Here is a 15,226-nt window from a genome sequence, read left to right as displayed (position 1 = left end):
GACCGTGCTTAACTTCGTCTATTGGCCGATTTCGGCCGTACTCTGGTTCTGGCATCAGGCCATGGGCCTGTTCCTGGACCCCGCATCAGGAATTTCCTGGGTGCTGGCCATCATGCTTCTGGTGGCCACCATCCGAATTTTGCTGATCAAGCCGATGCTCAAGCAGCAGCGTTCCGCCATCAAGATGCAGAAGATGCAGCCGAAGATGGCGGAAATCAAGAAGAAGTACAAGAACGACCAACAGGCCCAGGCCCTGGAGATGCGCAAGCTCCAGAAGGAGATGGGCGTCAACCCCCTTGCCGGCTGTCTGCCGCTGCTGGTCCAGATGCCGGTGTTCATCGGCCTGTTCCACGTGCTTCGCTCGTTCAACCGCACCGGCGAGGGTGGCGCGGCCGTCGGCCAGGACTCGATGACGGTCGAGCAGAACTGGAACACGTCGAACTACTTCTTCGACGTCGAGAACGTCCGCTCGTTCCTCCTCGCCCGCGTGTTCAACGCTCCGCTGTCCGGCTCCGTCGGCATGGACGAGTCGCAGTACGCGGCCTTCACCGAGCCGGGCACAGCCGCGGACTTCACGCGCACCGACATCATGATCGTGGCCATCCCGCTGATGATCATTTCGGCGGCGACCATTCACTTCAACGCGCGCATGTCCATCTCGCGCACCAAGCGTCGTCAGGCGGCCGGCCTCCAGCAGCAGCAGGAGGGCATGATGGGCCAGCAGATGGACATGATGAACAAGATGATGCTCTGGTTCATGCCCATCATGATTCTGGCGACGGGCTTCCTGTGGCACATCGGCCTGCTCGTCTACATGGTCACCAACAACGTGTGGACCTACTTCCAGCAGAAGTACATCTTCGCCAAGATCGATCGTGAAGAAGCCGCGGAGATTGAGGCCGAGAAGGAGGCCAAGCGCATCTCCCAGGAGAAGATGGCCCCCAAGGTCGGCGTGAAGCCGGTCAACCCGAAGAAGGGCGGCAAGAAGGTCACGAAGAAGAGCCATCTTCCGGAGTCTCCGGCGAAGTCGCGGAACGCGGTGGAGGGCGCGGCTGCGCCGGTCGCCGATGACTCGGCCAATGAAGCCACTGCGGCGCCCGACTCCGATGCCGTGGCCGATTCGGCTGCCGGCCCGGATGCGGCGGATGCGGCCCCCGCGAAGCCGACTCCGGGCCAGAAGCCGGTTCAGCGAGAGCAGGGCGGGAGTCGGAAGAAGCGCAAGGGCAAGAGGTAGCGACCGCCGTTCGCTTCCCGTCTACGTGAACTGAGAAGAACCCGTTCCACCGAGAGGTGGGGCGGGTTCTTTGCTGTCTCGGGCCAGCCGCTCGAACGGTGTTGGTCGAAAAGCACAGGCATGAATCCCAGGCCTGTAATTCGCGCGAATGGGTCACGCCGTTCGTTCGTGGCAAGATCGTGGGCAGATTGGCGTGGTTTCACGTGAAACATCGTGCGAAGGAGTGGCAGTGTTGGATTCCCAGAAGAATGAAGTTGCGGATGTTGTGGAGAATGCGGAGGGTGCGGGAACCGTAACGTCAGCGGATCGCGAGGCAGAGCGAAACGATACCCACTCCCCTGCCGCCGTGGGCGAACCCGATTCTCGTCCTGACGAGGCCATCGACGCGGCTTTCGGTGATCGAGCCGATGTCGCCGAGCAGTATCACGCGTGGCTCGCCGAGCACGCGACGGTCCGGGGCCTCATCGGCCCTCGGGAGGTTCCCCGCTTGTGGGATCGCCACATTCTCAACTGCGCGGCGCTCGCGGACGTGATCCCGGAAGGTGCCGTTGTCGCCGACATTGGTTCGGGTGCCGGCCTGCCCGGAATTCCTCTGGCGATCGCCCGCCCGGATGTTTCGGTGATTCTCGTGGAACCGTTGCTGCGCCGTACGACGTTCCTGGATGAGGTCGTCGCGGATCTCGGTCTTTCCAATGTCACGGTGCTTCGGGGGCGAGCTGAAGAGAAGACCGTTCGCAAGGAGGTTGGACTCGTCGACGTGGTCACCTCCCGCGCCGTGGCACCGCTGGGCAAGCTGGCCGGCTGGTCCCTGCCTCTCGTGAAGACCGGTGGGCACATGATCGCGATGAAGGGCTTTTCGGCCGCCGAAGAGATCGAACGGGATGCGAAGCAGATCCGAAAGTCGAAGGGCGAGTCGCCGCGCATCGTCGAGGTCGGAAAGGGGCTGCTGGATACGCCCACCTACGTCGTGGAGATCCGAAAGAACTAGTCCGGCTGACGTTGAGTCGTTCCTCCTCGGGTTTTCGTCCGGGCACATTCTCGTACAGTCCGCATGTTTCACGTGAAACAACACTCCACGCTCAGGCTGTGTCGTGCTGCGGGTTCCTACTTCCCCGCGCGGTTTCACGTGAAACATCTGATCTCTTCCCGGGCGTTGAGGGGGATCCGGAAGAGGGGCTAGAGTGAGTGCCAGACCTCGGACCCCATGGGGCTCTCCCCCTGGTGGTCCGTCGTGCATGTAGGCCGACCCTGTGTTGGCGCGATACCCGGTGTCGATCCGGAATTAAAGGGGATGTTCAATGGCCCGCAATTCGTGGGAAGATTCGCCAATCGCTGCAGCGGCGCGACGGGCGGCGCAGGTGAAGGGCCCGAACCGGCCGACTCTGCCTAAGCCGGAGAAGACGCGCCGCATAGCCTTCGCCAACCAGAAGGGCGGAGTCGGCAAGACCACGTCGGCGGTCAATTTCGCGTCCGCACTGGCGCATCATGGGCTCAAGGTTCTGCTCATCGACAACGACCCGCAGGGAAACGCATCGACTGCGGTCGACGTCGATCATCGTAGTGGAACCATCTCGACGTATGAAGTCCTGATCGGCGAGGTTGCTCCGGCGGAAGCCATGCAGCAGTCCCCGGAGAACGAGAACCTCTGGTGCATTCCCGCCACCCTCGACCTCGCCGGCTCCGAGATTGAGCTAGTGAACCTCTTCAATCGGGAACGCCGTCTTCGGCAGGCGATCACCGATGAGTTCCTCGAGGAGGAGGGTTTCGATTACCTGATCATCGACTGCCCGCCTTCCCTGGGTCTGTTGACGCTGAACTCCATGACCGCCGCATCGGAGGTCATCATTCCGATCCAGTGCGAGTTTTACGCATTGGAGGGCGTCACCCAGTTGCTCAACAACGTGGAAATGATCCGCCAGCACCTCAACCCGGATCTGCATATCTCGGCGGTCTTGTTGACTATGTACGACGGCCGCACGAAGTTGGCCGACGAGGTGGCGAATGAGGTGCGCCGGCACTTCGGCGATGCGGTGCTGCGCAACGTGATCCCCCGGTCGGTGAAGGTGTCGGAGGCCCCGGGTTACGGCAAAACGATCATCAGCTACGACCCCGGGTCGCGTGGCGCTCTCGCCTACATGGACGCGGCGAAGGAGCTCGCCGGCCGCGGCGACTATCTCCCCTCCCCCAGCAGCGGCGCCATCGGCGTCGCTCCCGATAACCAGTAGTTGGAGGACGACACTATGGCCCAGGACAAGAAGGAGACCCGCCGCGGCGGGCTCGGCCGTGGTCTGGCGGCGCTCATCCCGACCGCGCCCGAGCAGAACCCGTCGGTGGGTGACAGCGCCGCCGACATCATTTTCGGCCCCAAGGGTGCCGGCGCCGAGGATCGGTCGCGTGATGACCGCGGTGGTTCCTCCCGTGCCGGCAATGGGCGATCGTCCGGTGATCGGGACGGGAACGCCCGAACCGAGAAGCGTCACAGTGACGGAACTGACTCGTCCAGGGAGTCTGGTATAAAACGTCACAGTGACGGAACGTCGAATCGTCGTAAAGCGTCAGCTGAAGTTTCACGTGAAACATCGACTCAGTCGGCGCGCCGTTCCGATGGCTCAGCGAAGACGACCGGCGGGGCGACGGACGGTTCGTCGGTCGGGGCCGAAGGGATCGGTGCGACGTACCGGGAGATTGCACTTCCGCTGATCGTCCCGAATCCTCGTCAGCCTCGCGAGGTTTTCGACGAAGAGCCGCTGAAGGAGCTCGCCCACTCGATCGGCGAGTTCGGGCTCATGCAGCCGATCGTCGTACGACCGATCGGCGACGACGTCCGGGCCAAGACCCTCGAGGAAGCGCGGGCACGGGATCCGCGTGCGCCGCAACCCGAGTTCGAGATCATCATGGGCGAGCGTCGCTGGCGGGCCAGCCAGCTCGCCGGGCTCGACGCGATCCCCGCGATCGTCCGCGAGACGTCCGACTCGTCGATGCTCCGCGACGCCCTGTTGGAGAACATTCACCGCGTGCAGCTCAATCCGCTCGAAGAGGCGGCGGCGTACCAGCAGTTGCTCGAGGAGTTCGAGGTCACGCAGGCCGAGCTCGCCGATCGGATCGGACGTTCCCGGCCCGCAATCACGAACATGATCCGGTTGCTGCAGCTTCCCGTGGACGTCCAGCGACGCGTCGCCGCGGGCGTGCTCACCGCCGGCCATGCCCGCGCGCTGCTCGGCGTCAAGACGGGTACGGCGGACCAGTCGATGCTCGCCGACCGGGTCGTGGCCGAAGGCATGTCCGTCCGGGCGACCGAAGAGGCCGTCACCCTGATCAACCGGGGCGACGAAGCCGCGGGTCGCCGCAAGCGGGAACCCCTCCCCCAGCCGGAGCGCCTCACCGTCTGGGCCGACCGGTTGTCGGACAACTTCGACACGAAGGTGTCGGCCACGATGGGCAAGAGGAAGGGGCGCATCGTCATCGAATTCGGCGATCTGGAGGACTTCGACAGGATCATGTCCCTCATCGACGCCGACCGGGACTGAACGGGGCACCACAATGTCCTCCGGATTCATCCGCCCGATCGATCTGGCGAACCGCCGCACGATCCACCCCGGGACCCTGCGCAGCCTGTTCTGGGAAATCGAACCCGAACGTCCCCTGGCGGATTCGGTCCCGGCCGGGGATGCGACTCCCGAAGCCGATCCGAACCGCGTGGTCGGCAATCCATGGCGGAAAATGGGCCTGCAGACGGGGCCAGGGCGCCCGGGAGGCCATGATCGCCCGGGAGTGGGGTCCATGGGTTCCGGAGGCCCTCAGGACCCTCTGGGGCCTCTATCGGGCGACTCGCGCACCCGTGGTGGCATCGATGCCGAGCTGGAGAAGGAGTTCTGGCTCAACCGGGTGCGCGTCGACTGGGGATTGTGCGGTTTCAGCATGGCCGAGCCATCCGGCAACGGCGTCATGGCCACCTTGCTCTTCGCGCCGCCGCGCTTCGTCCCGACTTCCCGGCGCATGCCCACGGGGCCCGTGTCCCCGGATGCCGTCATGCTGACGAGCCTGCACATCGACCCGATCGTGGCCGACCAGGGCATCGAAGAGGCGTTGATCGATGCCGTCGTCGCCCACCTGGCGGGGCGCGGCGTAAAGGCCGTCGAGGCATTCGGCTGCTCCGGCGGCGGCGACGACGAAGCGCGCCCCATCCCCCGGGAGGAGATGACGCTGACCGAGTCGATCCTCCACGCCGTCGACGCGCCGCGCACTCCCCACCGCTGCGAATCGGGGGCGCTCGGCGCGATCAATCACGCCGCCGGCGACGTCATCCCCACGAGGGTCCTGATCAACTCCGGGTTCACCGTGGTGGCCCCCCACCAGACCCATCCCCGCCTGCGACGCGACATCGACCCCGACCTGGACTGGTCGGCGGCCGTCACCGACGCGCTCGACCAGCTGGTGGCCGCGCAGTTCTACGCGTCCTTCTCCGCTTCCAGGAGTTCGACGAAGCTGTAGGTGCCGGTCAACGGCTGATCGTCCTCTTCGGTGAGGTACAGGCGCTTGACGCCGACGACGATCGCCTCGGCGATCTGGTCGCGGTGTTCCGGCGAGGTGAGCACGGAGACGTCGTGCGGGTTGGTCAGGTAACCGACCACGATCTCCACGGTGGGCATCCGCGTCAGTCGCATCAGATCCCACGTGCGCGCGTGCGTGCGGCAATCGGCCAGCGGAGTGCGCGCGACGATCTCGCGCTGCACCAGACCGGACAGCTGTTGGCCCAGAATCGAGCTGTTGCCGACGATCGAACCGAAGTAGAAGGTGGCCAGACCCGACGCGAGTTCATTCGGGTACCGGTCGGCGCGCAGGGAAATCATCACGTCGGCGCCGAAGGCGTTGGCCATGTCGGCCCGCTCCTCGATCGACGGATCGCCCGTGCGGGGCCGCGACAGGATCGTTTCGGCTCCTGCGGCGACCATGCGGCCTTCCACGCGGGAGGCGAGATCCCAGAGGATCTCCTCCTCCGTGATGGCGCCGTACGGGCCCTGCACCGTCATGCCGGGGTCGTTGGCGCTGCAGCCGGGGTCGATGACGATGCGCTTGCCCGACAGCTTCGGGCCGGCCGCCCGGACCGCTTCACGCTCGTGCATGGCGACGTGCGATCCGCCCGTGACCCGGCGCCCGAGGTAGCTCAGGGCGCGGAACGTCACCGGGCCGCAGATGCCGTCGGGCTCCAGGCCGTAGTTGATCTGGTACTCGCGCACGGCGGCGTCGGTGAGCGGACCGAAGTGGCCGTCGACGCGGGTGTCGAAGAACCCGAGCTCCTGCAGCACTTCCTGCAGTTTGCTGATGTCGTCGCCTGTCATCGGCGCGAGCGGGTCGAAGGACAGCACGCGGGCACCGAGAACGTACGACGCCTCGCGCAGCGAGCGCAGCGTCGAATCGCGGATCACGCCATCGGCGTAGATGCCGCGGGACTGCTGGAACGCCAGCAGAGCGGCGTGGAGCTCGGCGTCGAAAAGATCGTCGTCGCCGCTCCACTGCGGCGAATCCTGCGTGAGGGCGTCGCCGTCGTAGCCCGGCAGCATACCGAGTTTCGCCAGGGTGGTGCGCACCTCCGCAACACGCGGCGATCGCTCCCCCACCTGCAGATACTCCGGCACCGGGCGTCCCCTTCCTTCACGTGTTCCGATGGTCGCCACCGACGGGCGCCCACTGGTCACACGCTACCAGCTAGAGCTGAGCTTCAACCTTTCGGCGGATGTCCGCCTTGGGCTTGACGCCGACGATCTCGTCGACCTTCTGGCCGCCCTTGAAGATCAGCAGCGCCGGAATGGACATGATCTGGAACATGGCGGCGAGGGTGCGCTCGGCCTCGATGTCGCACTTGGCGATCACGGCCTGGTCGCCCATCTCGGCGGCCAGCTCCTCGATGACGGGGGCCAGCTTGCGGCACGGGCCGCACCAGTCGGCCCAGAAGTCGACGAGCACGGGCTTGTCGGACTCGATGACGGTGGACTTGAAGTTCTCCGCGGTGACGTGAACGACGGACATGATTCTCCTAAAAGTTACGCGATTTTATATTGGGGAAGTATATCAGGGCTGGGCCGGTGATCAAGGGGTCTTCGTTCCCGCCACGGAAGTCGGTGCCGTGTGGTCGTCCCGCCTGGACACCGGCAAACGACCGACCCGCCGTCCCGGTTACCCCAGCGCGGCCAGGTAGTGCTCGGCGTCGATGGCGGCGGTGCAGCCGGTGCCGGCGGCGGAAATGGCCTGCTGGTAGTGCGAGTCCACCAAGTCGCCGGCGGCGAAGACGCCCGGCAGCGAGGTGCGCGTGGACGGGGAGTCGACCTTGACGTAGCCGGACTCGTCCAGGTCGATCTGGCCGGCGACCATCTGGGAACGGGGGTCGTGGCCGATGGCGACGAACATCGCGGTGACGGGCAGCTCCGAGGTTTCGCCGGTGACGGTGTCCTTCAGCTCCAGGGCCGCGACCGACCCCTCGCCGACGACGCGCTCGACGGTCTTGTTGGTGGCGAAGCGGATCTTGTCGTTGTTCTTGGCGCGCTCGAGCATGATCGCGGAGGCGCGGAACTCCTCGCGGCGGTGGACGATGGTCACCGACTTGGCGAACTTGGTCAGGAACGTCGCCTCTTCCATGGCGGAGTCGCCGCCGCCGATGACGGCGATGTCGTGGTCGCGGAAGAAGAAGCCGTCGCAGGTGGCGCAGGAGCTGACGCCGTGGCCGAGCAGTTCCTGCTCGCCGGGCGCGCCGAGGTAGCGGGGGGCGGCGCCCATCGCGAGGATGACGGTACGGCCCTTGTGCTCCTCCTCGCCGACCCACACGGACTTCACGTCGCCGGTCAGGTCCATGCGGTCGACGAGCTCCATGCGCAGGTCGGCGCCGAAGCGCTCGGCCTGGGCGCGCATCTGGTCCATGAGGTCGGGACCCTGGATGCCTTCGGCGAAGCCCGGGAAGTTCTCCACCTCCGTGGTCGTCATCAGCGATCCGCCGAACTCGACGCCCTCGAACACGACGGGCTTGAGCTCGGCGCGGGCGGCGTAGATGGCGGCGGTGTATCCGGCGGGGCCGGAGCCGACGATGATGACGTCGTGGATGGTGTCGGTCATAGCTTCGATCCTCCTGGTGGGTGCCATCTGACGTGGCGTTTCGCTGTTGCGGCGCGGCGGTTCCCGGCCGGCGGTGCCTCCGGTTCGCGCGTCGTCGTCTCCTGCGGCAGCCTACCCGGGTGCCCCGATCTGCTCGTGCACGACCGGTGGCCCGGGTTCGCTCCCGCAGGTGTTCAGGGTCAACAACACCGTCACGCGCCCGGGAATTCCCGTCGACAACACGAACAGCTGCCCCACGCGTTCCCCGTGGGCCACGGGCGCGGCGCCGAGCAGGGCGTCGGGGGCTTCATCGTGGGCGGACAGGCAGGCGTCGGCCAGCGCGGGATCGTCGAGTCCGCCGAGGTCGCGCTCCCCCATCGCCGCGCCGACCGCGGGGCCGAGGGCCGCCAGGTCGATGTCGGGTTGCGCCGGTTGGCTTTGCGACGGCCCGTCCCCGGCCCCCGTCCACGGGTGCGGGAAGATCCCGGCACCGGCGACGAGAAGAACGGCGGCCGCTGCGGCTGCCGTTGCGGCGGTGGCGGCGGTGACTGTGACGGGCGCGGTGGCCGAGAAGCGGCGCCGCAGCCGCAGCACCGGGGCCATGCGCGTTCCCATGGCTGTCCCGGCTTCCCCGGATCCCCCGGTTTTTCCGGCCCGCAGGATGCTCCGCCGGGGATCGTCCGCGTCGTCGTGCGCCCCGTGGTCCCGCCGCCAGAGTTCGTGGACGTACGCAGGCGGGGCTTCGTCGCACAGCAACGAAGCCGCGAGAGATTCGAGGGCGGCGTCGTCGAGGAGCACCGGGTCGAGGGACACCGCGTCCAGGGGGACGGGCCCGTCATGTTGCAGCCCGTCATGTTGCAGCCCGCCATGATGCGGCCGGCCATGATGCGCCCGTCCGTGACGGGCGGGCTCCGGGCGGATGGGTGTCATCGGGCCACCTCGGCTTCGAGTCGGCGCAACTGGCGGCGCAGGGTCGCGCGGGCGCGGGCGCGGCGGCTCTTGACCGTGCCCTCGGGAATGCCGAGCCGGCGGGCGACGTCGGCCAGCGGCCAGCCCATCACGTCGACTTCGAGGATGACGTTGCGCTGCTCCTCCGGCAGGCGCGACATCGCCTGGCGCATCACCACGGTCAGCGAGGGGTCCCCGGACACGTCCTCGCTGATGCCCGGCGTGGCGCGCTCGTCGACGACGCCGTCCGGCGGGCCGTGGCGGCCCCGCATCCGGTCGTGGCAGCTGTTGACCACGATGCGGTGAAGCCACGTGATCACCGACGAGTCGCGGCGGAACGCCGGCGCATTGCGCAGGGCCTTGACCAGCGCCTCCTGCATCGCGTCGGCGGCGTCCGATTCCGTGCGCGAATGCCGCAGCGCCGTCCACCACAACTGCTTCTCGTGCCTGTGGACGAGCGCCGGAAAAGCCCGTGCGTCGCCGGCCAGATGCGCGGTCAACAGCTCGAGATCGCCGCGGTCGTCGACCGATTCCCCGTCCCTGCGGTCCACCGGCGCCGGCGGCGCGGTGACCCTCCCCCCGAAGTTCACGCGCCCATCCCACCACGGGTGGGGCGGGCGCGCCATTCGGGCCGCGCGTCAGCGCTGCACCGTCACCTCGGCGATGGAGGCCGGCTGGGGCATCGGCAGTTCGCCGACCCAGATGAGCAAGTGGCGCGACTTCGGGGCGCCGGTCAGCTCGATGGTCGTCTCGCCCGTCCCGAGCCGGCCCTCGCCCACCACCGTCGTGGCGCCGAGATCGCCGGTGCCCTCCTCGGCGAGAGCGGCCGGAATGGACCGGATCTGCACCATCGCACCCGGCGACCCGGTGATGGCCACGGAACCCGGGGTGGCGTCCACGCGGAAGGTCAGCGTCACGCCGACGCCCGGCTTCAGCGCCATCGGCCCATCGCCGAATTGGGCGTCGTACGTCGACGTCGTCCACGAGGTGGCGTCGTCGCCGTCGATGATCAGCGCGGCCCCGCCGGGATCGTCGGGCCCGGCGATCGGGTTGGGGTTGGCCGCCTGCCATTCGGCGGCGCCGACCAGGCGGATGGGCCCGGTGGGCAGTGCCTCCTGGGCGACTTCGGGGCCGCGGCGCACGGAGTCGGGCGTCAGCGGCGCATCGTCGGCGCGGTTGAGCCACGCGAACACGGCGGCCAGGACCAGCGCGACGACGAGCACGAAGCCCACCACGATCGCTCCGGAACCCCACGCCCGGCCCTGCTGCGCACCGGTGATGCGCCGCAGGCGCGCCGGGGTGTCCGGGGCGTCGGCGTCTTCGGCGATTACCTGCAGCTGCCCGGAGTCGGGGCCGAGCGCCGCCTCGCGCAGCCCGGCGGCCAGGCGCAGGCCCCGGTTGCGCGGTTCGGCGCTTTCGGTGCCCTCGGCACCCGTGGGGTCGGCGGAGCCATCGCGGTCGCCGGTCTCCCCGGCGATGCCGCTTTCCGACGCCCGCGACCACGCCGATTCGCCGTCGACTTCGCGGGAGGCCGCGGCGAGAATGGCGCGGATGTCGGCGGGGACGTGGCGGCAGCCGTCGAGAAGCGACGACAGCGCGCGGCAGGTGACCTCGAGGTCCTCGTCGGCGTCGGCCGCCGGCAGCGGCGCGGGGAACGCCAGCGCCACCCGGCCGTCGACGCTGACGCGCAGGCGGTCCAGCCCATCCGCGCCCAGCGCGATGCCCCTGTCGTGGGCGCGGCCGGCGGCCTCCGCCAGATCGGCCACGGCCACGGCGGCGGCGTCGGCGTTGGTGCCCTCGCCCACCGCCGACAGCGGCACGCCCGGCACCCAATCGGCGGCGACGATGACGTCGGTGCGGCCCAGGTGCACGGCGCGGATGCGCGCGAGCCCCGGCCCCTCGACGCGGCGCAGGGCCTTGGCCGCCTCGGAGATCTTCACGGCAGCGCCGGGCGCCGTGTAGCCGACGTGCGGCGCAACCAAGGTGTCGATGAACGTCAGGGCGACTTCGTCGTGAAGCGGCGTGCCGTCGGTGCCCGTCCGGCCATTGCCCGTGCGGTCCACCGCGCGCCAGAAACGCACGCCGGGGCGCGAGCCCTCCTCGGACAGGAGGCGGTAGCGGCCGCCGAAGACCATCTCGCCGGGGACGAAACGCGTCGGGCGGGACGCCTCCGACGGCATGGGCGGCAGCAGCGGCGAGGCGGTGAAGCCCTCGTTGGCCAGTGCCGCGGTCTCGCCGGCGGCGGCCTCGGGGCCCGCGGCGAAGGTGTCCGCGATGGCGGCGTCGGCGTCCGAACCGCCCGGGGCCTCGACCGCCTTCGGCGCGAACCGGCGCAGGCCCGGAATGCGGCCCAGGGCGCCGCCGAGGGTGCGCACCTCCGGCAGCGGCGAGCGCGACAGCACGATCCCGGTGACCACCAGGAACACGACGCCGGACACGGCCACGCGGAACAGCGCGCCGATGGAGCCGAGGGAACCGAACAGGAACTCCTCCGCCGCCCAATCGACGAGCATGGCCACGGCGCCGCCGACGACCGCCGCACCCAAGGCCCAGGCGCTGGTCCGGAGCACCTCGCGGCCCCGCAGATGCCCCAGGACGCGGCGCAGCAGCAGCGCGCCGATGATGGCGCCGGCGATGAAGCCGAAGCCGTTGGCGGCGGCCAGCAGCACCACCACGAGCTGGCGATCGGAGGCCAGCACCGGCGCCAGCATCGACAGCAGCACCTTGACGATGGTGATGCCGAAGATGATGAACGTCGGGGTCCACGCCTCCTCCCGGGCGTAGAACACGCGCAGGTGCAGCAGCACCAGCGCATACGGGATGAGCGTGAACGCGGAGAACGACAGCGTCCAGCCGAGGATGTCGGCCGTCTCCTTGGGGAACTCGCCGTAGGCGAACAGCGCGTTGGCGATCGGCTGGCCGAAGGCCGTGAAGAACACGACGATCGGGATCAGCGCGATCATGGTCAGGCGCGTGCCCACCGACAGATCGCGGACGACGGCCCGGTCGTCGCCGTCGGCGGCGTTGCGCGACAGTCGCGGCATGATTGCCGTCAGCAGGGTGACGCCGATGATGCCGTAGGGCACCTGGAGCAGCAGCCACGCCTGCTGGTACACCGTCGGCGCGGCGGCGTCGGCGGTCGAGGCGATGCGGGTGGTGATGATGTAGCCGACCTGCGAGATGGCCACGTACGCCACGATGGCGATGCCCATGCCGCCGAACTGCTTCAGGCGGTCGTCGATGCCCCACAACGGGCGCAGGTCGATGCCGGCCTTGCGCAGCGGCGGGATCATGATCAGCGCCTGGATGACCACGCCCAGCGTGGTGCCCAGCCCGAGCAGCAGGATGTGCGGGTCGGTGATGGTGCCCGGGTGATCGTTCGGCAGGCTTCCCGGCAGCAGCCAGTAGAGCAGGAGCGTCGCGATGGCCACCACGTTGTTGGCCACCGGCGCCCAGGCCCCCGGTTTGAACACCCCCTTGGTGTTCAATATCGCCATGAGCAGAGAAAATATGCCGTAGAAGACGATCTGCGGCAACAACAGGAACGCGAAGGACGTCGATAGCGGGACGTTGACCTCGCCGTCGGCGTTGAGGCTGATCCGCGTCAATATCGGCGCGCCGATCACCGCCAGGACCGTGACCGCGCCCAGCAGCGTCAGCGACAGCGTGAGCAGGCGGCGGACGAAGGCGGCGCCCTCGTCGGCGTCTTCCTTCTGCGCGCGCACCAGCACCGGCACGACCAGCGACGTGAGCACCGCGCCGAGCACGATCTCGGTGATGAGGTTCGGCAGGGTGTTGGCGACGTTGAACGCCGACGCCACCGCCGGGCCCAGCGTGATGCCGATCAGGGCGTTGCGCAGGAATCCGGTGATGCGGGAGATCAGCGTCGCGATGGCCATCGAACCCGTCGAGCGGACGACGTCGGCGTCGCTGGCGGTGCCGGAGCCCGTCTTCGCGCTTGCCGTGGCCGTTGCCGTCGCCGGTGCGGCGTCCGCGTCGGGGCCCGTGGCGAGGGCGGTGCCCCCGCCCACGCCCGCGCCCGCAGCTGCGGGCCCGGCACCGGCCGCCCCACCGGGCGAGTTCGCGCCGGTCGGCGGTCGATTCAGGATCGGGGCCGACTCCTCGCGGCGCGCCGCGGGAGCGGTGCGGGGCGCGGGAGCGGGCGCCGGTGGCGCGGGCCGGCGAATGCGGCCGCGCTGCCCGGAATGTGGCGCTTCGGGATCAGTCACGCCCCCATTGTGGACGAATTCGGCGGAATCCTTCGAATCGTCCCGACCGCCAGGCGGCGAAAACCCCGACCGCGACGGTCAGGACGATCGACGCGACGATCAGCGAACGGGTGCTCGGCCCCGTCCTGGCGACGATCTCCACCGGCGCCGAGATCCGCTGGCCGTCGGTGGTCTCCAACCACAGGTGCAGCTGGCCGCGGCGCGACCGGTCACCGGAATCCTCGCGTTCCTCCGGCGTCACCTGGAGCGTCAGCGATCCCTTGGCGGGCAGCAGGGCCTCGTGGCGGGCGGCGGTCTCGGACTCGCCGACGCGCACCCGCACGTAGGCGGGCACCGGCAGGGGCAGCCCGTTGCGGCCCACGATGACCACCGGCGACATGTCGGTGGCGCGGGTGTAGACGCCGCCGGGTGCGACCAGGGTCACGGAATCGCGGAGCTGCTGGAGCATCTCGCCCATCCCCGACATCGTCTGCGCCGCACGTTCGGTGCGGGCGAGGTGGCCGTCGGCGTTGCGGCGCCCGGTGCCGCTCAGCGCCCGCAGCACGTCGCGGCGCAGCGGCTGCGTGAAACCGTGGCGGGTGAGCGCCACCTGGGGATCGTTGGCCATCATCTCGGTCAGGTCGGTGAGGTACCCGGATTGTTGGCGCGCGCGGCTGACCTCCGTGCCGGAGATCGCCCCCGGATCGGGGTTGGGCGACGCCGTCTGGGCGGGGCCGGACCACCGGTGCTCCACGGAATGGGCGAGGGCATCGCCGAGCTGCATCGGCTCCGCGATCCCGTCGTCGAAGGCGGCGGCCACGGCCCGTAGCAGCGCCCGCGCCTCTTCCCCGCCGGCGGACCAGCCGGCCGGAGGCATGGCCACGATCGGGGCGGCCGGGCGATCGCCCGCGGCCACGGCCGTATCGGAGATTTCCTGGCGCAGAGTGCCCACGGCCGTCTGCATTCGGGCGGTGCCGGAGTCGGCGGTGAGGTCGTGGCGGCCGGACAGCGCCGTGTACCCGGCCACCTCCGGCGCGGAACCCGTCGCCGCCAGCGCCGCCGACAGCGGCACCGGCAGCCCGAACGCCGACGCGCCGGGCGCCATTTCGGCGGTCTCGCCGGGACGGGCGATGCGGCCGTCGCCGAGGGTCAGCGAATTCGCGGCGACCAACGACGTGGTCCGCGCATTCGGCGGGGGCCACATCCCGTCGCCGCCGCGGGACGACTCGAACGCCGCCGCGGCGCTGACCGGCAGCGAGGTGTCGCCGAATGCCGTGACCGGCACCGACGCGGCGTCGAGGTAGCCCTCCGGCGGAATGACGACGGAATCGAGGGCGCCGCGGCCCAGCACGCGTTCGACGACCTCGCCGCCGACGGCGAGGGCCTCCGTGGCCAACTCGGGATCGGCGGTGGCCGCGACCGCATTGAGTTCGGCGCCCGACCACGGCAGCGTGACCACGCACAGGTCGCGGGTGGCGACCCGGAGCCGCTCGAGCCAGTCGGCCGCGGCATCGGCGCCCTGGCCGTCGCGCAGGCCGAGGTCGTCGCCCGCGCCCCAGGAATCGCGCAGCCGCGTGCTGCCCTGCACGGGACTGGGCCGCTCGGGCCCGATCCGGTAGCCCGCGCTCATCCGGTCGGCGACGTCGAGGAGCTCGGGATCCACGGCCACGCACGTCGAACCGCGCAGCGCGGGACCCGCGGGGCCAGCCAACTCGGATTCCAGGGCGCCGAGCAGGCCGTCGAGGCGGCCGCC

The 15,226-nt window shown here is 69.3% G+C and carries 12 protein-coding genes; 5 read left to right on the top strand and 7 right to left on the bottom strand.

Annotation, left to right across the window (positions count from 1 at the left end; all coding sequences use genetic code 11):
• Nucleotides 1-4: 4 nt before the first annotated feature.
• From yidC to CX1_RS11435, 5 genes are all read left to right on the top strand, one after another.
• Nucleotides 5-1,234, top strand: a complete 1,230-nt coding sequence (gene yidC / locus CX1_RS11455; protein WP_046650977.1) for a membrane protein insertase YidC — start codon at nt 5-7, stop codon at nt 1,232-1,234.
• Between the two features lie 346 nt (nt 1,235-1,580).
• The gene (gene rsmG / locus CX1_RS11450; protein WP_046650978.1) at nt 1,581-2,222 is read left to right on the top strand and encodes a 16S rRNA (guanine(527)-N(7))-methyltransferase RsmG; all 642 of its coding nucleotides are present in this window, start codon (nt 1,581-1,583) and stop codon (nt 2,220-2,222) included.
• A 310-nt stretch (nt 2,223-2,532) separates the two neighbouring features.
• On the top strand, nt 2,533-3,459 hold the full coding sequence (locus tag CX1_RS11445; RefSeq protein WP_046650979.1) for a ParA family protein: 927 nt from the start codon (nt 2,533-2,535) through the stop codon (nt 3,457-3,459).
• Nucleotides 3,460-3,474: 15 nt separating this feature from the next.
• Nucleotides 3,475-4,761, top strand: a complete 1,287-nt coding sequence (locus tag CX1_RS11440) for a ParB/RepB/Spo0J family partition protein (RefSeq protein WP_060925708.1) — start codon at nt 3,475-3,477, stop codon at nt 4,759-4,761.
• Between the two features lie 13 nt (nt 4,762-4,774).
• Nucleotides 4,775-5,725, top strand: coding sequence for a hypothetical protein (locus tag CX1_RS11435; protein ID WP_060925707.1), 951 nt, complete (start codon nt 4,775-4,777; stop codon nt 5,723-5,725).
• Here the strand turns inward: CX1_RS11435 and CX1_RS11430 are convergent.
• The 7 genes from CX1_RS11430 to CX1_RS12565 all read right to left on the bottom strand — a co-directional run.
• On the bottom strand, nt 5,683-6,870 hold the full coding sequence (locus tag CX1_RS11430; protein WP_046650980.1) for an N-acetylmuramoyl-L-alanine amidase: 1,188 nt from the start codon (nt 6,868-6,870) through the stop codon (nt 5,683-5,685). The genes CX1_RS11435 and CX1_RS11430 overlap by 43 nt on opposite strands.
• A gap of 70 nt (nt 6,871-6,940) precedes the next feature.
• Nucleotides 6,941-7,264, bottom strand: coding sequence for a thioredoxin (trxA, locus tag CX1_RS11425; protein ID WP_046650981.1), 324 nt, complete (start codon nt 7,262-7,264; stop codon nt 6,941-6,943).
• A 144-nt stretch (nt 7,265-7,408) separates the two neighbouring features.
• Entirely contained in the window at nt 7,409-8,338 is a 930-nt protein-coding gene (trxB, locus tag CX1_RS11420) for a thioredoxin-disulfide reductase (protein WP_060925706.1), read from the bottom strand.
• Between the two features lie 111 nt (nt 8,339-8,449).
• Nucleotides 8,450-8,932: an RsmA family anti-sigma factor gene (locus tag CX1_RS11415; RefSeq protein ID WP_146780729.1), complete on the bottom strand. Its 483-nt coding sequence runs from the start codon at nt 8,930-8,932 to the stop codon at nt 8,450-8,452.
• Nucleotides 8,933-9,243: 311 nt separating this feature from the next.
• Nucleotides 9,244-9,855: an RNA polymerase sigma factor SigM gene (gene sigM / locus CX1_RS11410; protein WP_244465514.1), complete on the bottom strand. Its 612-nt coding sequence runs from the start codon at nt 9,853-9,855 to the stop codon at nt 9,244-9,246.
• 48 nt (nt 9,856-9,903) lie between these two features.
• Complete coding sequence (murJ, locus tag CX1_RS11405) at nt 9,904-13,494, bottom strand: murein biosynthesis integral membrane protein MurJ (protein WP_082719342.1); 3,591 nt, start codon at nt 13,492-13,494, stop codon at nt 9,904-9,906.
• Nucleotides 13,487-15,226: hypothetical protein (locus CX1_RS12565; protein ID WP_060925703.1), on the bottom strand; the 1,740-nt coding region annotated here is incomplete at its 5' end. The genes CX1_RS12565 and murJ, both read right to left, overlap by 8 nt.

It is taken from the genome of Corynebacterium xerosis NBRC 16721 = ATCC 373 (assembly GCF_001552415.1).
Lineage (GTDB): Bacteria > Actinomycetota > Actinomycetes > Mycobacteriales > Mycobacteriaceae > Corynebacterium > Corynebacterium xerosis.
This window is presented reverse-complemented; position numbering and strand designations above follow the sequence as displayed.